Below are 21,339 nucleotides of genomic sequence, written 5' to 3'. Positions count from 1 at the left end.
GCGATCATGGGAAGTTGGATGAGGAAGCTATAATCTTCCCAAATCATCTACAATCTTTTGAGCATCCTTAACTGCATATACCGCAGCTATTGATAAGGGAAAGTGGTGGTGACGAACCTCTTCTTGTGTAACAACAACTTGATAATCAACGAGATTTCGGAATTCTCGTAACCGAACCCCTAGTTCTCCAAGCTTTTTTCTAATATCCGCTTTATCTCTCTTGAAATGCATCCAGACTAATCCATGACCATCATAGGAATCGGCTTCACTTGGTAATTTAGTTTCTCTATTGTAAATTAGTTTAGCCTTATTATAGGCCGCGTAATACGCTCTGCTAATAGCAGAGCGATATGCGGCATCTGATATTTTGGGAGATGTATCACCTATCTCCACAAGTTTATTAGCAATAACTAGATAGTGATCCCATTCAAACATTTAGCGCACCACAAGCGTAATACGGCCATCTCCCCTATCAAGGTTTTTAATCCACCACGCATCATCGAATTCATCGAGCCGCTGTCGCGCTTCAGGGAATGGGATGTGTGGAGTAACACGAATGAAGGCCTCATGGGTTTTTGCACTACTTTCAACATCGACTGTTAACTTAATAGTTGCCTCTGGGAACTTGGCTTGAACATGCTTGTATGCATCAAGTAGAAAATCCACTAGGTGGCTGTAGGCGCGTACAAATTTCTCAATTTTATCTACCGCTGAACCAAACTCATAGACTTCTCTCAGAGAAGTTACCTTCTTTTCGATAAAAGATGTGGCAGACCTGCTTTCAGGTTTTCCAGCTACAGACCTAGGTAAAAGGTTTGCGCTTGAAGAATTTATGCGCTTATATGGAGTTGTCATGCAAATCATCGCTAACTCCCTCACTACGAGTTTCAATGAATAATTGCCGTGTGTTGTCATTGATAATTGCTTCAAATAGTTTTTCGACCTGCTGGTGAGCTAGATTGAATTTACTTGAAGCCGTTCGTGCTGTTGAGTCCTTAAGCTTCCCAATAAAACATTCCATGTCTAAGATGACGGATGTAACTTCTGGTGCTTCACTGTTGGTTGTTCGCATTTCGACTTTTATATTCCCACCAGTAAATGGAAACTGTAAGCCGACTATAAAGCCAACATAGATTTCATAAGAAGGAAGCTTAAAGTATGGGTAAAGATTGAAATACTTCTCTAAACTTATTTGGCTGCCTTGATGAGGTATATCTATTTGATTGATATACCGAAGGATAATATGTTGTATTTTCACCTCTTTATCCAAGGCTTTATACGCTGTATACACTTCCTTGATAACAGGTAATAAATTATCCCAAGCGATATATTTGTCAATATTATTGACTACAAGAACACCTTCACCTATTTGTACTAAAACATGATAGGTATAATGTTTAAAAACCTTACGCCCTTCCCATATAGAAGTATCTAAATCAGATTCACCATCTCCTGGTGGGAGCAATTCTGTAAAACTACCTTTGATTCGTCTAGCAAATCGCTCAGGCATAGTTTCATTCCACGAAGTAGTAGCAAAGTGAACCTCTGCCACTACCTCAATAATAGGTGGTTTTTCATACTGTGCTCCCACAATATCGTCCTTATCAATCACTACAAGATATTTTATCAACATGATATCCGCACAGATGTGCAAGTTTGTGACACTTGTCACGGATAGGTTTACGCTATTATACCCCAAATTATCAAGTACTATTCTGGGCAAGCGTATAGTACTAGAGTACTAAAAAGGACATGTTTCGTCAATACCCATTAGTCTTGTTTGCGGGCGGGCCTTTATGGTAGTGCGTTTTCCCACCGAAAACAAGGGTCAAAGGATGGAGATTTCTCACAGATAGTCCACAGGCTATCCACTAGGCTATCCACAATGAAATTCCCTATGGATACGACGCTGGCGTGACCTCGTTTGATGATAAAGAGAGCAAGAAAAAAGCCACCCTGACCAAGGATGGCAAAAACAAACCGACTTTCTTTACTCAAGCGATTGAGGGTTATTGGTCAAGGTTGTAGCGATGAAAGTGCTCTTTGAATATCCTAATCAGTTCACCAGCCGAAACTTCTGCGCTCGCAGGCCCTTTATGCATAGCTATATCTTGAAGCTCTTCATGGGTGTTAAAGATGTAGTGGGCTTGCTCAATCCGTTTGCCATCTTTATAGACATGCAGTGAGCGGCCAGTGGTATCCCTATGCACCCACACTTCATACTCTTTACCCTCATGTTCGAATGGATACTTAATCGGTTCAGACATAGGATACTCCTTACTGGCTATACTTGGCTTGGATGCGAAAGTCTAACTTATACTTCATCAAGAATCCTTGTGCGACGGGCTGTATACTCGTCATCGCTCACTAAACCTTGGGCTTTGAGGTCATCCAGTTTGCGCAAGCGCTCGGCTATGGTTGGAACGCTGGCAAGCGTACTAGTAATTGATGATTGTGGCGGGTGATAAGCCACTGGTGCATGCTGTTGGGCTTGCATATAGGCACTAGCAGTTGCGGCATTGATATCGTTCATAATCGCCATTTCGTCGTAAACCGTCACACCTTTACTGTCCCGAGTAAGATTCGAGTAGGCCCGCCCAAGCATAAGGGTATGTTGCTTTAAATTGGGGTCAAGGGGATTAGCCCGAAGTGCATTAAGTGCCTGTTGGTATTCAGCATGTGCTTTTTGCTTATTTCGTTCACGCTCCCCCGCGCCACGCAAAATCATGACAATAATAAATGCGGCCACGCCAATAACAACAAAACACGGAAAACTATCCACAACAAACTCCTATCGCGCCTATTGACTGCACCTGGTTTAAGATAAGCTTGTCTAAGCTTCAGTCTTGGAATTAGTATATGCGGCAATAGTAGCCTTAAGTCGCTCGGCAAATTTATAAATATCATCAATATCTTTGATTTGGACTTTTTCTTCTTTGCGTTGGTTATCGAAGAGGCTGATCGATTTTGTAGTGGTTGAGTTCAACCAGAGCCGGCAGATGGGCTTACGATTGTTGTCATCGAGCAGAATTCCACAGTAGCTCTGTTTATCGCGCATAACGATGCGTTTAGCATCAATCGTTTCGCGCAAGATCGAGCGCACGATGTAGAAGGCTTCCAGCTCTTCCATCGTGGTCAGCACACCAGTTGCTTCTTTGTCGGCAGCGGTGGTCACTGGCTCATCGGTTGCAGCTTGAGCTGTTGGGGTTTCCTCGATCGTGATCCGTGTATCGGTGCCCAAGGCGGTTTTCAGCCGATCATTCACCTGGTCGTTGATGAAGTTGCGTAGTGCTCGGCGGGTGGTCTGGCCAAATTGCTCGCGCATGTTGGCGGTCATCCGACCACTGTATACTTGGGTCGCAAAGAACTTGATAAATTCTTCCGAGGGATTGGTGAGTTGTTCGCCCATGATCCGCTTGATTTCACGAGTATATTTCAGCTCGCTGGCAGTCGTTACAATGCCAGCTACATCGAATGTGGCTTTGGTAAATTTCTTCAGTTCGTCAACATCTTGTTCGCGAATATCAAGCAAGTTGAATTCAAAGAAGGGCTTGGTATCCATTTTGTTGGGCGCTTCGAGATCGGTGTAAAACCAGTAGGAGAGGCCATTGGTGAGAATCCCAAAGCGGGCTTCGGTTACGCTGAAATAGCGATACAACTGGGAAGCATGGGCCTTGCCTAAATCGGCATTATGGTGCTTGCATTCGAGGAGCATCACTGGCTTGCCATCACGCAGGATCGCATAATCAACTTTTTCGCCTTTTTTCAAGCCAATATCGGCATTCAATTCGGGGGTTACTTCGAGAGGATTGAAAACATCGTAGCCCAGCGAAGCTAAGAAGGGCATAACTAAGGCATTTTTGGTTGCCTCTTCCGTTTGAATATACTCCAGCTGCTTGGTAACACGGGTGGCCAGATCGCGCAGACGGTCAATCAGATCCATGGTCATTCCCTTCTAAACAAGAATGCGGTTACCCTAGTTCCTACACACACTGCGATAAGCGCTCTCTACACGCCTAACAAACGAAGTGCCTTGAAGTCTACCACCTCCTAACGAACGCTACAAGACAAACATTTGTGTTATTCAGGTATAGGTCGGCAGCGCTATCTAAGTGAGGAGGTGATGCTGCCAACCTATTTTATTAGCTTTCGCAGCCAATACCATCTTTATCACGATCAAAACGATGGGGATCGGGTGCCAAAACTCTAAATCGACGATATGGGATATCGCCACAATCGAGATCAGGCGGTGGTGGCGCAATACAGACATCAGGATAGGAAGGATCGCATCGTGGGACAGATGTTGGTGTAAGTGTCGGTGTTGCCGTTGGAAGAGCCGTTGCCGTCGGCATTGGAATCCCCGTTGGTTGCGGAATTGGGATTGCGGTTGGCTGGGCTACGCTTCGCACTTCGCTCCCAAGTAACCCCAGCAATACCTTAAACTCATCAGGATTATTGGGATGCCATTCAAATCGGGCACGCTCGAACCACTGGGTTTGAACGGTATCGCCATTGGCATTCGTTTCAGTGGCTACACTAGTAAGCGGGAGTCCAAAAAGTTGTAACGATCGCGCGTATAAATCAAGCCCAGGTATAGTTAATCCATGCGATTGCCAGTAGCTTTTGAATCCTCGGTTTGGAGCTTGATCACAGACATTATGCCCGGTCTCCTCAAACCACAAACACCCTGGGATTGGTCCAGCTTCGCGGGCATTAGTAGTGCGACCGAGTTGTGTCAATCGCTCTTTTCCAAGCAATCCTAAAAGCACTTCATAAGGAGTACCGGCATTTTCGGGATGGCGCTCAAAACGATTGCGCTCAACCCATTGCGTTTGATAGACCATCCCAGTATCAGGATTGGCTTCGCCTGCAGCTGCGCTGATGGGATAGCCAAACACTGCGAGACCACCATTGGCTTCCCAATAATCCGAGAATGGATCATCAAGGCAAAAAGCTGATTGTGGAAAGCAAAGGTTGTGTGCATTGGCTGCTTGTGGAAGAAGCAGGACGATGAGACTCAGAGAGCATACAAGGAAGATGAGCCGACGCATGCAAAGACTCCTTAACAGACTGATGTTATATTATTTAGATGCACTCTTCATGCATTTTTTGGATGTGAAGTAAAGAAGTTTATTTTTGTGTTTGTCGGGCTAATTGCTCAGCAAGCCGTTCAAAAAGCCTATCAATATAGGGAATAACTCCAAAATATATATGGTGATTTTCATAGTCTTTGAGGGCTTCGATATTGGCTGGCATAGAAGCAAGTAACTGGTCAATTTCCTCAAACCACTTGAGCGAAGCTAAATCATCGACAATCAACGATTCCCACTTGTAATGAACAAAATCATTTCGTTGTTTCGCAAGCTTAAGTAATGCCTCGCGAATTGACTCATCAAAACGGGGCAGGCCAAGGCCATCGAGCACTTTGGTATATTTCAAAAATAATGATCTATTCCCCTTGAATAATTTCTCTATCTGCACTCCAGTCATACCTTGTCGTTGAGCAATGCTTGTAATAATGCCATTAATCCAATGTTCGCACCACGTTGCATACAAAATGATGGCAAGAAGTCCATTTTCACGTTCTACAGCATTTAGAGCTTCATCCAATAATTCATTGGTGTAATTGAGGTTAAGATGCGTCGTTAAGACAGGTTCTTTACCCCATTCTGCAATGTAAGAAAATACTGCTCTTTGGAGTTCTCGATCAGTTTTATTCGCAACATCTAACATTCCAGTGCGAATAGCATTCAATACCGATGATTTAACGAAGGCTAGTAATTGATGAGTATCAATAGATTGATCATTAACTGATGCTTCAAGGATATGGAGATATGCTTCTAAAGCCAGAGCTGTTACATCCATTTGATGACACCTTCCATAGGAAAGAAAGTGAACAAGAGGCTGAAATCTGAATTCCAGCCTCTCTACCCAGCATTTAGATACTAGCAGAATGGTTATTTGGGGGCAATACTCCAATCACCATCAGCTTGCACTTCATAGAAACATGGGCCTTTGCTGAACCGTGCTACTGCTTCACTCTGTACGGGGCCAATCTCGTTTTGGACAAGATCCCGCCCACCAGCACAATAGACCCAAACAATAAAGTTACTGTTACCATTGTGGCTAAATCGATAGGGGATATTACCGATTTTAGCTGGCTCAAAAAGATCGCTGACCGTATCTCCTCGGCCTTCGATTCCTCCAGAGGCAATCCCTTGATTGTAGCCGAGAGGCTCGAGCCGTAACGACCATGTTCCATCAGCATCTATTTCAAAGAAGGTTTCTTTCTTACCAGTAACGAAGCGACTGCCGTTATATCCACCAATTTCATTGACAATCAGATCACGATCCGAGCCTTGATACGCCCAAACAATAAAGTTACTGCGGCCATCATGGGTAAAGGTGGCGCGTGCATAACCAAACGGAATCATAAGAGGATCGGTCACTTTTGGCCCAATCCCACTCAGCATGATTGGTTGAGGCGGAGGGGTGTTTTCCCGCACTTCTTTCCCGAGTAATCCAAGAAGCACTTTATATTGATCGGGATTGTTGGGATGCCATTCAAAGCGTGCGCGTTCAAACCATTGGGTCATCACCGTATCGCCATTGGCATTGGTTTCCATCGTGGCACTAGTTAATGGGAGTCCAAAGAGTTGTAGCGAGCGTGCATAGGCATCTAAGCCGGGGATTTTTAAGCCATTGGATTGCCAATAGCTTTTGAAGCCAAGACCTTGTGCCTGGTCACAGACATTGTGTCCGGTATCTTCAAACCAGAGACAGCCTGCAATCGCCCCAGCCTCACGTGGTTCTACGCCGCGATTAAGTTGCGCAAGGCGATTCTTCCCTAATAATCCCAACAGAATTTCATAGGGTGTGCCTGCGTTTTCCGGATGAATCTCAAAGCGATTGCGTTCCAGCCACTGGGTTTTATAGGTTTGCCCAGTATCACTATTCGCTTCATCGGTAGCAGCATTAATAGGATACCCAAAGACCGGCAATCCTCCATTACTTTCCCAGTAGTCACTAAAAGGATCTTCGAGACAGAAACCTGTTTCGTTGAAACAAAGATTGTGGGCCGCAGCGATGCTGGGTATCCCTGCAATCACGAGCGCCCCTAGCATAAGGATAGAAAACCAACGACGCATCACAAAACTCCTAATACAAAAGAATCCTCATTGTATTTAGATGCAATCGATCAGGTGATTTTGCATCGAATAAAGGAATGTTTGAAGATTCAGTCTGGCGCAGGTGATAAGCATGATTGATAATGCAACGCCTCAATACTCTTACTCTAATAAACCATAAAGGACAGCTCGCTCAATTTATTCAGCGCTATATGTGCTTAAACAAAAATACCACCTCAATGGGTGGTGTTGCGTTTTAATCCCCTCGCGAGGATTGGGGTCTTTCGAATCGAAGTTTCGCGAGGAATATCGTCAAGCGTTCAACGATGAGTTTTAATCCCCTTACGAGGATTGAGGTCTTTCGAATAACCGTCGCGCCGCCCGCAGTTCGATGTCCCTCAACCAGTTTTAATCCCCTCACGAGGATTTAGGTCATTCGAATGCAATTCGCCGTAGTTCAGGCAGCTACGTTCCACGTCGGTTTTAATCCCCTCACGAGGATTTAGGTCATTCGAATTTATGGGAATGAAGCGGAATATTGCTAGCATCATTGCGTTTTAATCCCCTCACGAGGATTTAGGTCATTCGAATGTCAGCGAAGTTAATGTAGAAGTCATTTCGTCAGCGATGGGTTTTAATCCCCTCACGAGGATTGAGGTCTTTCGAATGAAACCACTGGGCTAGTACCGCAGTATGCAGAACCAATGCAGTTTTAATCCCCCAAAGAGGATTGAGGTCTTTCGAATGGATTTCGTTCTATCGCTACAAGATGTTGGATGGTGTTTGGTTTTAATCCCCTGACGAGGATTGCGGTGCTTCGAATCTAGGGACAGGCGCGGTCATCTGCCAGCTAAACATTATTGGGCTTTAATCCCCTGCTGAGGATTCAAGGTTTTGAATTTATCCTCCCGCTTGGATCTTCTATCGAACACCAATGTTTTAATCCCCTAACGAGGATTGAGTCATTCGAATTTGATATCGACCAAACAGACGTGCTGAACTACCAGCTTGCGTTTTAATCCCCTACCGAGGATTGTGGTGGTTCAAGTGACGGCCTTGGGAACCAAGCGAATACAGTTTCCCCGTTTTAATCCCCTCGCGAGGATTGAGGTCATTCGAGTCGTTAGCCACACAAGCCCTGATATAGATAGCGTAGGATTTATGGTGTAATCCCCTGACGAGGATTGATGTGCTTCGAATCTTGCAATGCAAGCCATTACAAGCCATTGGTTGGATTTGTTGTAATCCCCGAGCGAGGATTGAGGTCTTTCGAATAACAGGACGCTCTGAGCGTGTTACGAACCGCCCTAGGTTTTAATCCCCTCGCGAGGATTCAGGTCATTCGAATAACTTTCGCAGCGACGTACTAGCCCATGCAACGGTTATGTTTTAATCCTCGCACGAGGATTGCGGCCATTCTAATAACAAGACGAGAGTATAGAGGTTTACTTTAGCACATTTAAGTTTTAATCCCCTGACGAGGATTTAGCTGCTTCGAATGGACGCGACGGTAAAGCGAGTAATAAACAAGCCGAGTAGCCATTTTAATCCCCTGACGAGGATTGCGGTCTTTCGAATAGTCAATTGGAACTGGTGGCTCATTCGTAGCCCGATGATGTTTTAATCCCCTCGCGAGGATTCAGGTCATTCGAATCCAATATGGTAACTGAATACGGTAAGCTGACAGGTCGTTGGTTTTAATCCCCTCGCGAGGATTAAGGTCTTTCGAATGAAAACAACAGCGCTCTGGGCAATCAACTTCCAGTTGGCGTTTTAATCCCCTCGCAAGGATTGCGGTGTTTCGAATCTGTTTCGACCGCTGAAGCTCAAAAGAAAGTCAGCTTGAGTTTTAATCCCCGCACGAGGATTGAGGTGTTTCGAATCATCGATTGTTGCAATCGAATCGAATTGGCCGCGCTGCGTTTTAATCCTCTCACGAGGATTTAGGTGTTTCGAATTATGGCAACTGCGAAGGGCAAGCCCGTTGCACTGAAGTTTTAATCCCCTCGCGAGGATTGAGGCCTTTCGAATCCAACAATGCAACGGCTCATGGATGAAGCGTACAAGCTCTGGGTTTTAATCCCCTCGCGAGGATTGCGGTGTTGCGAGTATATTTCTCGCTAATTTTCCGATAATCTTACACAAATCTGTTGTAATCCCCTGCCAAGGATCGCGGTGCTTCGAATCTAACCCGATGGGAGAATGCGGAAACAAAGCCATCAATGTTGTAATCCCCTCGCGAGGATTGTGCCCATTCGAAGAATGCTCGACCTGTAACTGCTCGTTACAATATTGCTGAGTTTTAATCCCCTACCGAGGATTGCGGTCTTTCGAATTAAATTCAACATGAGCAGCGCTAAACGCCTGTCTGGGGAGTTTTAATCCCCTCGCGAGGATTGATCTCTTTCGAATCATGCACGACGAGCGCGATCTTTGGCCTGAGTTCTACGTTTTAATCCCCTCGCGAGGATTGCGGTCTTTCGAATGTACTTGTCAGGTTTGCGGATGCGTTCAAATGCTACCGTTTTAATCCCCTCGCGAGGATTGAGGTGTTTCGAATGAAAGCGGCGACGATTACGAAAGTGAGAACGCCGAGGATTGGTTTTAATCCCCTCGCGAGGATTGAGGTGTTTCGAATCCACCCAACGCTCACCATTTATGCTGTTGCCCCGTTTTAATCCCCTCGCGAGGATTGAGGTGTTTCGAATGACATTTGGGATCGAGCTGCCTATATTACCCATGAGTTTTAATCCCCAAGCGAGGATTGAGGTCTTTCGAATCCCAAAAACCTGTTGTTGCACCTTACCAATTGAATATGTTTTAATCCCCGTACGAGGATTGAGGTCTTTCGATATGGATAGCGCTGCCGACCAGCTCACCGCTGCCGACATGGACGTTTTAATCCTTGACGAGGATTATAGTGTTCTGACTATACCTTATTTATTAAGGCTTTGCAATACCTTCAATCGATTGTGTGAGATAGTGGAACGATCCATAGCTGAGTACCAGCAGCTGGTGGCCAGGCTGGAGCAACAACAACAATTGTTCGCGCTATGTTGTCGCTCTATTCGCGCTATGTTGTTGGTTTGTTGTTGTTGATGAATGATCCTACGCGCTTTCGACAATAAACCAGCATCATGTGTTGTCGATCTGGCAGTAGCCGCAGCGAGCAACAATAAACTAACAATGTTTGTTGTAGCTTTGATTCTTGCCCCTGTTATCAATTGATAACACTCCCACAGAATGCTGTTATCAATTGCTATCAATTGTAAACAATCAGCACTCTGCCCTGTTTACAATTGATAGTGCCACATGTGGAATAATTCTTTTGGGTTAATCGGTGTAAAACTATTCCACGTTTGGATCACTCAAGAGGATTATTTGCAACGCATAACGAGATAATTACATTAACTATTCCTTGTCTGGAATAGAAATATATTTCGTCATGAAGGCTAAATTTATGCGCTTTTAATGCTATTTAATGATGATTTATAAGAATATCGTTAATATCTGCACAAGAAAAGCTATTTGTGCGTAATTGTTGCGTTTGTTGTACTTGCAAAAATAAAACGTTTCAATCATAATTTTTACTATTGCATCGGCATTATTTGCTCACTTCTTCGCTGTCGATGCTCGCTCATTCACCCCAGTTAGAGGGACAACACCATGTCGTGTGACCATCTTCTCCGCTCAGGGGTTTGTGGAGGGCTTGATCTTGTGGTCAATGCCCGTCGCGTAACCGCTGGTTCAATGCATCATGCCACGCCTGCTGATGCTGATGCCCAAGTTCACCATGTTCGTGTCGGTGTAGAACTGTTGGAGCAGTATTCGGCAGCACACAACAATAAGACCGCTGTGCTTGACTGGATAGAAAGTGTTGACATTGATCGGCAGCTTGTCGACGAGAGTCAATCAGTGGGGGAGCGACCAGTGGTTGATGATCAAAACAAAGCGGGTCGGGGACAACCCGCTTGTCAGGATGGCGATCAGGCGTTCGTCGACGTTTCGACTTTCCAGCGCAAATGAGACAGGATAGCGGCACGATCATCGGGCGAGAGTTGACCCAATAAGTTCAGAAACATGCGTACCTCGGGGACAGCAGTGATGAGGGCTTGGATGGTGGCATCCTCATCGCTGGGGTGAGCGTCCACAGGAATGCCACAGGCTTCAACAAGCTGGCGGATGGGCAGGTTGAGGCTAATAGCCAAGGCATTCAAGGTACGAAGATCGGGCATGACATCGGGCTTATTGATGAGATTGGAGAGGGTTGAAACGGCAATGCCAGAGCGTGTGGCAAGTTCCCGCAACGACCAGTTGCGGGAAGCCAGTTCTTGCGACAGGAGACTGGATAACCCAAGCATGAAACACCTCTCAAGGGAATGGTAATAGGACGAAATTAAGGGATTGACAGATGTTCGATTTAGTGTACAATCCGACACATAATACACGAGGTTGAGGAAACAATCAACCAAACCAGAACTCCACAGCAGGTGGAGCATTTTTTGGATAAAATGTTCGATTTGCAGAACAGTTCAAGAAAAAATAGATAGTTGCTATATAGAGTTTCTATATGTGAAGGGATGTTTTATGGATTTTGCTAAGTTTGACCGAGTAATTAGTATTCCTATGGAGATCATAGCAACAACAACGTTCTCTTATTATTACTCACCCGCGCTAGCGGGTGCTTGCTTTAGTAGTAGTTGCTATATGTATATATTATTTTTAATTAACAGGTTCTGTATTTAAGGATCTTAGAGCACCTTAAATTAAGGATCTCTAAGGCATCCGTTTTTAAGGATCTTGAGATCCTTAATTTAGGAGGTATGTGATTCTATTGCTATACCTCCCTCAGCAGAATCATATACCCAGTGTAGCAGCGAGCAATGGCTACAGCTATCATATTGTGTTAGTCAACGAAGTAGACCAGTCAACCACGTTGACTACTAATAGGGTACTCGCTGTTCCTTAATGCGGCCAAGAATCGATCACTTACATTCCGGTCATAATGCGGCTCAATCATGGGGAGTAAACGCTCATAAGCTTGTTTTTTATCAAGCCGGACCAGCTCCTCCAGTGATGTATTGATTACTTGGATTGCTTGATGATTAATGGTATACCACTTTTGTTGACGGTTTTGCACGTTCACAGGACAACCATAAATGATGTGATGGTTCTCAAGTTTACGTGCTGCTACTTGGAGGGTTTTTGGCTTGCTATGCCTCAGTTCTAAGCACCAGTCGTCGTAGGATTTTCGATGCCAGCTATACTGCCCAACAAAAAGATAAGGATGGGAACGGTAATAGGTGTGATAGTGGAGTTGCTGAAGAAAGAGTGCTTCAAGATCCCCTAGAACTTTTGCTAGTTTTGGGGAGAAAGGAATAAGAATGTCGCTTTCAATGAGCTTTGGTATCTGGGGTTTGTTCTGTTCTTGAGGATCTGGCATATGAACCTCTACTAATTATTCTGAAAAGAATATTGATGGATAATCTTATGGTAATTCCTTGTTTCATAAGTATGAATTTTTGAAACAAGGAAGAGAAAAATAGTATGATGTATAGAAACACTACAATAGTTCCATATTACTATCGTCATGGTATAGATAATATTTAACGGTGACGTTTACTTAAGAAACATCACCTTTGCCAAACAGAAATAGCATGCAATAATTTGCATACAACAAATTAAGCACTCCATAGTGCTCTTTCTGTTCCGGTCAAAATGATGTTGTAATCTTTGCTGCCTATATTGAATGATAGAATCGAACGCAGCTTCTAATGAGGGTTTATATATGCCTTATGAAGAGATTATCGCATTGGCAAAATGGTTTGATATTATTCTGACTTTGAATGATGTTGAGTCCGGCGCTCTCGAACCAGTCGCTGACCTTCAAGAAATGCTAGCATTCCTTCAATATCATCAGGGGTTGCCTTCATCAAACGCTCAAGTCCCTCCTGAAATTCAGGAACAGCCTCAATAAGTGAGGCAATCCGTTCAGCTATGGAAGGGGATGTTGTTTGAAATCCTAAGTCGTAGCCAGCCATTTCAACGACACGCCAGAGCGGGATTGAAAAAGAGCGACTAACCTTGACTAGTGTTTCTAAATCAGGCTTCTGAACATCATTTATTAAATTGGATAAGGCAGTTTTTGATATTCCTGTCTCTTCTTCGGCAAAACGTAAACTCCAGTTACGTTGCTTAAGTTGTTGATCGACAAAAACTGACAATTCTGACATAGTAATAACCCCAATTTAATACGAATCGCAGTATAAATGATATATACCTCGTTGACAATAGTATACCCCTCTGATAGAATGTCCCTTAGAAAGTCCATTTGTACATGGAGGTGGTCATTGTCGAATCTTATACGAACTCTTGTCCATGTCCCAAAAGATGATTTGAATGCAATGGCATTAATAGCCAAGCAAATGCAAGTTTCTCGTGCTGTCGTAGTGCGATGGGCCATTAGTTCTTATCTTCAAAAAAATTTACCCAACTGTCCCGATGAAGGGACAAAAGTTTCTCAAGACGAACAAGATCGAAAGCTTAATCAACAAGCTGCTTAACTGGACTAGCCAAGGAGCCAACCATGCAAACGATTGATACCATTCACATTCGTCGGCCATCAATGCAAGCCTTCGCCCCATACTATCCTGTCCCAACTCAGACCTTTCCAATATCCGCTGCCCCAATTAGTCCTCTACGACCAACAACCAAAATCAAGAAGAACCGCAAAGCCAAAAAGCCGCAATGCACGTGCCCAAGTTGCCAGTTTGGCAGCGAAACGGGTGCGTTCTACTGCCTCAACTTGAGTGAGTGGGGAGTGTACTCCAGCGGCCAACTATTGGGCTATCGCTCGACCTATAACGAGGCCGATTCATTGATGCGCCAACACCTCTACACATCGTTGACCAAGGCAGCTGCCTAGTTTATTCCTTTGAAGGATAGTGTGGCTATCGGCTGCAAGCCATATTGCAGCGCTGGAAGCGTCACCAGCAACCGATTATCAATCATCAACCAACAGGGAGTTTTTGATGGCAGCCAAAGTCAAAGTTTTTTCGGTCACTCGTGAAGATGATGCCTACCTCGCAGCAGCGTTAGCCGAGCGGAAAGTCAATGAATGGCTTGAAAGTAATCCAACCATCGTTCCAACGAGTCTCTCTACGGCGTATGCGTTTGATCCCGAAACCGACATTGCCGAAAAGCGCCATACCTATACCGTTGCCGTTGCTTATACCGAGTAAAAGCTTTGGCCTGAGCAGTCCATAACCTGCTCACCACACGCACCTTAACAATTTGCGAGATTCCACAAGAGTCTCGAAGGACATTGCAAGATGTTGCGCGCACCCAGCGCGGGATCTGCCAGTCCGATGATCGCACGGTTTTGTTTTGCGATCATGGACGAGCCTTGCAATTGTTCAGGCAGGAATTCACGTAAGCCTGCCCAAAACACACTATCAAAAGATTACTACAGGGAGTCGTTTTTGTATCTCAGTTTATTGATGAGGTTGTGATGATTGAACTGCTTATTTGCACGCTTGGCTGTGCCATTAGCTTGGCCACTGAGCACCTTGTCTTGTGGGATAACCCATGGAGGTTACGCCCACCCATCACCTACATGATCGGCATGCTCACGATCATTGCATGGTTCTCGCTTTTTTGTTGGCTGGTTAGCCCGATTTATCTCTTTTTTGGGGTTGCTTTGCTCTTGCTATCGGGCGGAGCTGGGCTGGTGGTGATTCTTGGTTATTGGCTGCGCCGTGTCTTCAGCGCCAAAGATCAAGCTGCGTTTACCGCTGGGCAGCTTAGTCGGTCGGTTCCATCGCCAATCACGCAGGAATGGATTGATGGCAGCGACCGATAAAAATAAGCGTTGGGCTGAAATAACTGACGCATTGGCATTGCGGGGCAATGCGGATGATGCGTTCGTCGAAATCGCCCAGCGTTCCCGTGAACCAATAATTTTGCAGTTTGTCAAAAAAGGCCGTGAAGAGTTGGACAAGCAGCGCCAACGCCTGATCGCCATACGAGATACAGCCAAAGAGGAAACGAAAAATGACCCATAAAATTGTGATGAACTATGGCGAGGCCGACGTGGCCTTGGCCATTGGCACGCTTAACCAAGAAGAGGCGCTGATTATTCAGCGCCAACTTACCACTGTTGCGCGAGCAGTATTCGCAGATATTGGTGTTATCGGCTTGGACTGTTTGCCATCGTACTATGTTGAGGAGCATGTCAATGACCGCTTGGATTCACACCAGTGATGGTGAATTCGAAAATCTCGGTGATGCTATTGAAGCCTATGGAGAGCGACAACGCAAGGCCGATCAAGCTGAGCGCCGTGCGGCGTTCCATGCAGCCAAATCCGACCCCAAAGTGAGGGCTTGGATTGAGGTCGCCGAGCGCGAAGAAGCACTTCGCACTGCTGCAAGGACATTGTGTCCACAAAAAAAGCCCACGGCATAGGCCAATGGGCTTTCGTTTCTCGTTCACCAGCACCGATTCATGGACTAGATGAATTGGTGCTTTTTGTTTGAGACTTTTGCCAGTATAGCATGTTTAGTAGGAGTTACCAATGCCTATTAGCCGCATCATTATTACAAATCAAACCACGATAACAACCTATTCCGATAGTGGGTTAGTTTTTCGTGAACCCAATGCCGATCTTCTTGAAGTTCATGACACCATTGGCCAAGTAATCGTTGGTCAAGCTGCCAATGAGTTAGATGGGCAATTGAATAAGATTTTAGCAGCCAGTAAACCCATCGGCTCAATGCTTGTCGATCCGCTCTTACTTGACACTGTTATGCAGAAGCTTGGGTTTGATGGAGATATTGACGACGCTGATTGTTCCAGTCTCAAAATAACTTTTTGCAAGCGCCGCGATGGCATTCCATTTTTACAATTTACATGGCACAAGGAAGAAGAAGGGGAAGATAAAACTCGATTTGCATGGTTGCTACCACTTGGTGAGCCTATTGAAGGCCATGCTAAAAGCCACAGCACACTGAATGCAGTAGATGGCGAGGATGTATGAGCACTGCATTATCGCTGATTGAGCAAGTCGTTGTCCAGGGCGATCTTGCCAAACTCACCCCACCGCAACGGGTTGAATACTATCATCGGGTTTGCGAATCGTTGGGGCTAAATCCATTAACCCGCCCATTTCAATATCTGCAACTCAACGGCAAGCTCCAGTTGTATGCCAGTAAAGATTGCACCGAGCAGCTGCGCAAACGCGATAACATCAGCGTGACGATTGTGAGCCGCGAACTGGTTGAAGGGGTCTACGTTGTTACCGCGCGGGCTGAAAATGATCACGGTCGCCGCGATGAAGCAATTGGAGCCGTGGCTATTGAGGGCTTGAAAGGCGATAACCGTGCAAATGCCATGATGAAAGCCGAGACCAAGGCCAAGCGCAGAGTAACGCTTTCGTTTGCTGGGCTGGGCATGCTTGATGAAACGGAAACGAGCAGTATCCCTGATGCGCGAGTGGTCACGATCGATGAGCATGGCGAAATTATTGGCACATCGGAATCACGATCGCTGCCAGCTGCACCACCTCAGCCCAACCCTAGCCCAGTTTCTGAACAACCAACCAAGCGCGAACGGATTGCCAAATGCCGTGGCTGCGCAGCCGAAATTGTATGGGTTGGCACGATGCCCTACAACACCAATGGCCATGGCCAACGAATCGAGCAAACCCATTGGGAAACCTGCCCCAAAGCCCATCTCTTCCGCCGAACCAAGCGCCCAACCGCTGCTGAACAGGCCGAGCGTGATGAAGTCTTTGATAACTAACTGATCGTTTTGCTGAGCGCCTTGCGGGGCGCTCATTTGTTTAAAGGTGTGCTATGACAACCGGAAATGCATGGGTTGATGCGATTGGCCAACTGCCAATCGAGGGCAATATTGTACCGCCAGCGTGGTTTCAACATATTACATTCGAGAATGGAAAGCCCCATGCCTGTGCGGTGATCTTGCTTTCCGACATTGTCTATTGGTATCGCCCAACCATTCTCCGCAACGAAACCACGGGCCATGTCACAGGCAGTCGCAAGAAATTTCGCGCGGATATGCTCCAGCGCAGCTACGACAACTTTGCTGACCAATATGGGTTTACCAAAGCCCAAGTCAAAGCAGGCATTAACGCCTTGGTCGAAAAGGGGTTAATTGTGCGCGAATTTCGCTCGGAAACCGTGAATGGGCAGCGCTTAACCAATTTGTTGTATGTTGCCCCGATCGCCCATGCCATTGCCAAGATTAGCACCCCCCTCTGTGATTCTAATGCGATACCTCCCTCAACAGAATCGCATACCTCTCCCAATAGAATGGCAGAGGTGGGTGATTCTAATGACACACCTCCCCCAACAGAATCGCAGACAAATACAACAACTACACAGAGACTTCCCAAAGACTTCCCAACAACATCAACTCCTGCGTCGCATGATGCAAATGATGATGTTGTTGTCGTCGAGAAACCATCACGCCGATCACAAGTTGCGACCGAGACCTATCTTCTGCTTCGAAACCATAATCCGCCCATTGGCGCTGCTCGCGAATTTGCCCATGAGGATTATGCCCAAGTCAAAGCCTATTTAGCCCATGCCGATGCCGCAGGCTATCACCCTGCGCAGATCGTCGAGAATTTGCGCGCTGGCTTGCATCGCCAGCCTGCTGCACAACCTGCCGCTACCGAGCCAGCCCAACCAACTGAGCCGTTGCCCGATTGGCCAACGTGGCTGCCAGCAAATCATGGCTTGCCCGCAGAGATGGTCGCGTGGATGCAACAGGCCATCTGGGTTGAGGAACGCGGCGAAATTGAAATTCCCAAACATAACGAGCGCTTCCGGCGACGCTTCAGCTACTGGCTGACCCCGCTTGAAGCTGACTTACGAGGAATCTATGCAACGCATTAATTCAACCTTGGCCAGTGTGCTCACCCCACCAGAGCCACAACCATCACCGCCCAGCCTACCGTGGGAACCAAACGCAACCTGCCCACACTGCAACGGTGCAGGCTATTTTGTCTACGATGTCGATATTCATCACCAGATGTTTGGCAAATTGCAAACCTGCCAATGCCTGCAACAACGCCAAAATGAGCGCCGACGTGGTGAATTACATGCCAAAAGCGGCCTAGCCTCATTTCGCGGCAAGACCTTCGCCACCTTCGATAACACGGTTGCTGGCGTTGGGGTTGCGGTTGGGGCCGCCCAAGCTTTTGCGGCCAACCCCGATGGATTTTTGACCTTGGTTGGCAATCCAGGCTGTGGCAAAACCCACTTAGCCCAAGCGATCGGCAACGAGCTGCAAGCCAGTGGCTTCGAAGTTGTCTGGTCAACTGCACCCGATGCTTTGCGCTTGCTCCGTTCGACCTTCGACCAAACTAGCGCCAAGCCCAAGAATAGCTTCGATGAGCAATTCGAACTCTTCCGCAAAGCCCCAATTCTGCTGCTCGATGATCTTGGGGCCGAGAATGCCACCGATTGGGGCAAAGAAACCTTGTTCCAGTTGCTCAACGAGCGCTACGAATATCAACGTCCGACCGTGATCACCAGCAACTTGCACCCAAACACTGCCGAAGCCAATCGTCGCTTTGGCATGCGCTTATGCAGTCGCCTGCTCGATGCCGTGCAAGGTCAGTTGGTGGTGTTGAGTGCTGCCGATTATCGTCGCCGTGATCCGATGGATCGACTGGGGGCCGCCTAATGCGCCGCAAACCTGTCAGTTTTACCGCCGTGCGGTTGGTGTGGGCCGCAGTCAGTCGTCGACCTCAAGCGACCGTGCGCGATCTTGCTACTGAAGTCAAACTCGGGTATAGCACCGTTGCCCAAGCGCTGTTGGTGCTGCGCGATGCTGGCTATATCGAGTTCACCCCGCAGCGCTGCGGCTGCCGCAAAATTATCATTCCCTTGTTGGCTGCCGCATGAGCACACTGATCAATCTGGTTGGCACGCGCTTGGAAATTCAAGAGCATTTACACAATGGCAATCTTGCCGCAGCTCGCAACCTCATCACCAATCGCATGCTTGCGCCGTGGCGTGTGGCCAAGTGGTTGACTCCAGCCCAACAGGCCGCGCTCGCTGCACCACTCCCCAACGAACCCATGGACCAACCCAAACGCGAAGTAACCCAATTAGCCTTGGAGCTTGTTTGATACACCCCACATGAGGAGTAACCACACGATGAGCAAACCGTTTCTAATTGACCAGTCTGCCTATCCTGTATCAGGCTCTGGCGGTCTCTGGCATACCGATGAATTCTACTTGATGGAAACGCCCTATGGGTTTTGTACCATCTATCATTCGCCTGAGCGCACAGTCATCAAGATCATCAAACACGGCAAACGCCATACCAAAATTATGGCGAATGTGCAATCGAAAAAGCATGCGGTGACGTTGGCCAAGCGATTCATTGATGAGGTGCTTTGTGGCTACCGAGAATAAACCTACGCCTGATCACCAACCACCAACCCCCGATCCCCAACCCAATCAACCACAACCAGAACCCAAACCGATTACCGATGCAGAAAAACAAGCAGCGATAGAGTGCTTTCGCCGCTTACGCGATAAACACCAACCAACATGAGGACAATACATGCCAGCGTATAACTTTAAGCCCCAGTTTGCCGAGGCGGTTGCTAGCGGCACGAAATCCTGCACCATTCGCCCAAAGCGCAAGCACCCAACCAAGCCTGGTGATCAACTCAAGCTCTATACCGGAATGCGCACAAAGCACTGCCGCCTGTTGCGGGAAGCAACCTGCACGAGCGTTCAGTCGGTGCGCATCAGCGCCAATGGAATTGAGCTTGATGGAGCAAAAATGACCGCCGCCGATGAACTAGCATTGGCCCAAGCCGATGGATTTACCAGCGTTGCCGAAATGCTCAGCTTCTTCAGCGCGGTCTATGATGGATTGCCCATTGAAAACATGGAGCTAATTCGATGGAGCTAGACCAACCTTACCCGATCAAGCTAACCCAACCACCAACACCAATTGAAAGGGGCCAAGCCAATGGGCAACGTGAAACCGTTGTTCAAGCCTTTGCAGCGTTGTTGGTTGCATTGATGCTTGACAAAGACCATGAAGCGGATCAATCATCTGCACAACCGCCTCAATCGAAAGCAGCGTAGAAGGGATTATTCATGCGCGCCGTTATCTATACGCGGGTTTCAACCCGTGAACAAGCTGAAAACAGCAGCCTTGCAAGCCAAGAGCGTGATTGTCAGGCCTATGCCCAACGCCATGGTTGGCACGTTGTGCAGGTCTATCAAGATGCGGGCAAGAGTGGCCGCAATGCTGATCGTCCCGCGTTTATGCAGCTTCGTGCAGATGCCGCTCGGAAACCACGATGCTTTGATGTTGTCTTAGTGTGGAAGCTCGACCGCTGCGCCCGTAACACCTCGCTTCAGCTGCGGGTGGTTGATGAATTCCACGCGCTGGGGATTCAACTCATTTCAATTACCGAGCCGATTGAAATGGATACTGCTGCTGGCCGTTTCAATCTGACCATGTTGGGAGCTGGAGCCGAACTTTATAGCCGGCTAACAGGGGAACGGGTGGCACGCGCCCGCCGTGCAGCTGCGGAATCAGGCAAGTTGCCAGGCCCAGTGCCAACCGGCTACCAACGCAATGAGCACGGGGTGCTGGTTCCTTCAGCCGATGCCGAGCACCAGCGCATGCTGTTTACCCTCTATGCAACTGGACTTTATAGTTTCAGCACCATCGCCGATGCAATGAATCAACGTGGTGCGCGGGTTTGGAATACGCAGCAAGGACGCTATGTTCCCTACACCAAAGATAATGTTGCATCGATGCTGCGCAACCAAATCTATATTGGCAAAGTGAGCTATAAAGGCCAAAACTATGTTGGCCAACACGAAGCGCTGATTGATCAAAAAACATGGGACGCGGTACAAGCCTTGCTTGATCGGCGCGGCCAAAAGCGTGGCTGGACACCCGTGAGCCAAGGCCGTGGGCTACTCAGTGAAATTCTATATTGTGAGCAATGTGGCAGCCGCATGTGGCAACACTACAAGCGCACAACCAATGTTGTGTATTATGAGTGCAGCCAACGCCGTTATAACCAATGCCCCATGGCCATGGTACGAAACGATGTGATTGATCAGCATATGATTGCGGTGCTCGATGCCTTGGCGTTTCCCAGCGATTGGAAGCGCGACATTCTCCGAGTTGCACAGCAACAGTGGG

Annotated in this window: 29 protein-coding genes and 1 pseudogene; 17 read left to right on the top strand and 13 right to left on the bottom strand. The window is 47.1% G+C overall.

Going from position 1 to position 21,339, the window contains the following annotated elements:
• Positions 1-27: 27 nt before the first annotated feature.
• The 13 genes from SE18_RS14925 to SE18_RS26795 form a co-directional block, all read right to left on the bottom strand.
• Positions 28-435, bottom strand: a complete 408-nt coding sequence (locus SE18_RS14925) for a hypothetical protein (RefSeq protein WP_054535258.1) — start codon at positions 433-435, stop codon at positions 28-30.
• Positions 436-855, bottom strand: coding sequence for a hypothetical protein (locus SE18_RS14920; RefSeq protein ID WP_152976665.1), 420 nt, complete (start codon positions 853-855; stop codon positions 436-438).
• Complete coding sequence (locus tag SE18_RS14915) at positions 839-1,591, bottom strand: TIGR04255 family protein (protein WP_160319516.1); 753 nt, start codon at positions 1,589-1,591, stop codon at positions 839-841. The genes SE18_RS14920 and SE18_RS14915 overlap by 17 nt, the downstream gene beginning before the upstream one ends.
• Before the next feature lie 418 nt (positions 1,592-2,009).
• Positions 2,010-2,267, bottom strand: coding sequence for a hypothetical protein (locus SE18_RS14910; RefSeq protein ID WP_054535255.1), 258 nt, complete (start codon positions 2,265-2,267; stop codon positions 2,010-2,012).
• A gap of 47 nt (positions 2,268-2,314) precedes the next feature.
• Positions 2,315-2,782 carry an SHOCT domain-containing protein gene (locus tag SE18_RS14905; protein ID WP_054535254.1) on the bottom strand — a complete coding sequence of 156 codons (468 nt, stop codon included), beginning with the start codon at positions 2,780-2,782 and terminating at the stop codon, positions 2,315-2,317.
• A 51-nt stretch (positions 2,783-2,833) separates the two neighbouring features.
• Positions 2,834-3,943: a type I restriction endonuclease gene (locus SE18_RS14900; protein ID WP_054535253.1), complete on the bottom strand. Its 1,110-nt coding sequence runs from the start codon at positions 3,941-3,943 to the stop codon at positions 2,834-2,836.
• Positions 3,944-4,142: 199 nt separating this feature from the next.
• Positions 4,143-5,051, bottom strand: coding sequence for an excalibur calcium-binding domain-containing protein (locus tag SE18_RS14895; protein ID WP_054535252.1), 909 nt, complete (start codon positions 5,049-5,051; stop codon positions 4,143-4,145).
• Between the two features lie 79 nt (positions 5,052-5,130).
• Positions 5,131-5,865, bottom strand: coding sequence for a hypothetical protein (locus tag SE18_RS14890; RefSeq protein ID WP_054535251.1), 735 nt, complete (start codon positions 5,863-5,865; stop codon positions 5,131-5,133).
• Positions 5,866-5,957: 92 nt separating this feature from the next.
• Complete coding sequence (locus SE18_RS27990; protein WP_236706878.1) at positions 5,958-7,148, bottom strand: hypothetical protein; 1,191 nt, start codon at positions 7,146-7,148, stop codon at positions 5,958-5,960.
• Between the two features lie 2,390 nt (positions 7,149-9,538).
• Positions 9,539-10,018: a hypothetical protein gene (locus tag SE18_RS14880; RefSeq protein WP_054535249.1), complete on the bottom strand. Its 480-nt coding sequence runs from the start codon at positions 10,016-10,018 to the stop codon at positions 9,539-9,541.
• Positions 10,019-11,113: 1,095 nt separating this feature from the next.
• Positions 11,114-11,488 carry a helix-turn-helix domain-containing protein gene (locus SE18_RS26800; protein ID WP_160319515.1) on the bottom strand — a complete coding sequence of 125 codons (375 nt, stop codon included), beginning with the start codon at positions 11,486-11,488 and terminating at the stop codon, positions 11,114-11,116.
• Between the two features lie 566 nt (positions 11,489-12,054).
• Complete coding sequence (locus SE18_RS14870; protein WP_054535247.1) at positions 12,055-12,570, bottom strand: hypothetical protein; 516 nt, start codon at positions 12,568-12,570, stop codon at positions 12,055-12,057.
• A gap of 388 nt (positions 12,571-12,958) precedes the next feature.
• Positions 12,959-13,360 (bottom strand): helix-turn-helix domain-containing protein, encoded by a 402-nt coding sequence (locus tag SE18_RS26795; protein WP_083469920.1) that lies wholly within the window; start codon positions 13,358-13,360, stop codon positions 12,959-12,961.
• Between the two features lie 117 nt (positions 13,361-13,477).
• Here SE18_RS26795 and SE18_RS27200 point away from each other — a divergent pair, with 117 nt between their 5' ends.
• The 17 genes and pseudogenes from SE18_RS27200 to SE18_RS28350 form a co-directional block, all read left to right on the top strand.
• Entirely contained in the window at positions 13,478-13,690 is a 213-nt protein-coding gene (locus tag SE18_RS27200) for a hypothetical protein (protein ID WP_152976664.1), read from the top strand.
• Between the two features lie 23 nt (positions 13,691-13,713).
• The gene (locus SE18_RS14860; RefSeq protein ID WP_054535245.1) at positions 13,714-14,052 is read left to right on the top strand and encodes a hypothetical protein; all 339 of its coding nucleotides are present in this window, start codon (positions 13,714-13,716) and stop codon (positions 14,050-14,052) included.
• A 106-nt stretch (positions 14,053-14,158) separates the two neighbouring features.
• Positions 14,159-14,368: a hypothetical protein gene (locus SE18_RS14855; protein WP_152976663.1), complete on the top strand. Its 210-nt coding sequence runs from the start codon at positions 14,159-14,161 to the stop codon at positions 14,366-14,368.
• 269 nt (positions 14,369-14,637) lie between these two features.
• Positions 14,638-14,988, top strand: coding sequence for a hypothetical protein (locus SE18_RS14850; protein ID WP_054535243.1), 351 nt, complete (start codon positions 14,638-14,640; stop codon positions 14,986-14,988).
• A complete protein-coding gene (locus SE18_RS14845) occupies positions 14,972-15,190 on the top strand; it encodes a hypothetical protein (protein ID WP_054535242.1) in 219 nt (72 codons plus the stop codon). Before SE18_RS14850 ends, SE18_RS14845 begins: the two co-directional genes overlap by 17 nt.
• Entirely contained in the window at positions 15,180-15,389 is a 210-nt protein-coding gene (locus tag SE18_RS14840) for a hypothetical protein (RefSeq protein WP_054535241.1), read from the top strand. Before SE18_RS14845 ends, SE18_RS14840 begins: the two co-directional genes overlap by 11 nt.
• The gene (locus SE18_RS14835; RefSeq protein ID WP_054535240.1) at positions 15,364-15,591 is read left to right on the top strand and encodes a hypothetical protein; all 228 of its coding nucleotides are present in this window, start codon (positions 15,364-15,366) and stop codon (positions 15,589-15,591) included. Before SE18_RS14840 ends, SE18_RS14835 begins: the two co-directional genes overlap by 26 nt.
• Before the next feature lie 109 nt (positions 15,592-15,700).
• Positions 15,701-16,162: a hypothetical protein gene (locus tag SE18_RS14830; RefSeq protein WP_054535239.1), complete on the top strand. Its 462-nt coding sequence runs from the start codon at positions 15,701-15,703 to the stop codon at positions 16,160-16,162.
• Complete coding sequence (locus tag SE18_RS14825; protein WP_054535238.1) at positions 16,159-16,926, top strand: hypothetical protein; 768 nt, start codon at positions 16,159-16,161, stop codon at positions 16,924-16,926. Before SE18_RS14830 ends, SE18_RS14825 begins: the two co-directional genes overlap by 4 nt.
• Positions 16,927-16,979: 53 nt before the next feature.
• A complete protein-coding gene (locus tag SE18_RS14820; protein WP_054535237.1) occupies positions 16,980-18,044 on the top strand; it encodes a hypothetical protein in 1,065 nt (354 codons plus the stop codon).
• Positions 18,031-18,837 carry an ATP-binding protein gene (locus SE18_RS14815; RefSeq protein WP_054535236.1) on the top strand — a complete coding sequence of 269 codons (807 nt, stop codon included), beginning with the start codon at positions 18,031-18,033 and terminating at the stop codon, positions 18,835-18,837. Before SE18_RS14820 ends, SE18_RS14815 begins: the two co-directional genes overlap by 14 nt.
• Positions 18,837-19,058, top strand: coding sequence for a helix-turn-helix domain-containing protein (locus tag SE18_RS14810; RefSeq protein WP_054535235.1), 222 nt, complete (start codon positions 18,837-18,839; stop codon positions 19,056-19,058). Before SE18_RS14815 ends, SE18_RS14810 begins: the two co-directional genes overlap by 1 nt.
• The gene (locus SE18_RS14805; RefSeq protein ID WP_054535234.1) at positions 19,055-19,285 is read left to right on the top strand and encodes a hypothetical protein; all 231 of its coding nucleotides are present in this window, start codon (positions 19,055-19,057) and stop codon (positions 19,283-19,285) included. Before SE18_RS14810 ends, SE18_RS14805 begins: the two co-directional genes overlap by 4 nt.
• Positions 19,286-19,313: 28 nt before the next feature.
• The gene (locus SE18_RS14800) at positions 19,314-19,574 is read left to right on the top strand and encodes a hypothetical protein (protein ID WP_054535233.1); all 261 of its coding nucleotides are present in this window, start codon (positions 19,314-19,316) and stop codon (positions 19,572-19,574) included.
• Positions 19,558-19,716, top strand: a complete 159-nt coding sequence (locus SE18_RS27530) for a hypothetical protein (protein ID WP_160319514.1) — start codon at positions 19,558-19,560, stop codon at positions 19,714-19,716. The genes SE18_RS14800 and SE18_RS27530 overlap by 17 nt, the downstream gene beginning before the upstream one ends.
• 9 nt (positions 19,717-19,725) lie before the next feature.
• On the top strand, positions 19,726-20,082 hold the full coding sequence (locus tag SE18_RS14795) for an ASCH domain-containing protein (protein WP_054535232.1): 357 nt from the start codon (positions 19,726-19,728) through the stop codon (positions 20,080-20,082).
• Positions 20,083-20,273: 191 nt separating this feature from the next.
• Positions 20,274-21,263, top strand: a pseudogene (locus SE18_RS28350) (recombinase family protein); the annotation flags it as partial.
• Positions 21,264-21,339: the final 76 nt, after the last annotated feature.

It is taken from the genome of Herpetosiphon geysericola, assembly GCF_001306135.1.
In the GTDB taxonomy this organism is placed as follows: Bacteria; Chloroflexota; Chloroflexia; order Chloroflexales; family Herpetosiphonaceae; genus Herpetosiphon; species Herpetosiphon geysericola.
This window is presented reverse-complemented; position numbering and strand designations above follow the sequence as displayed.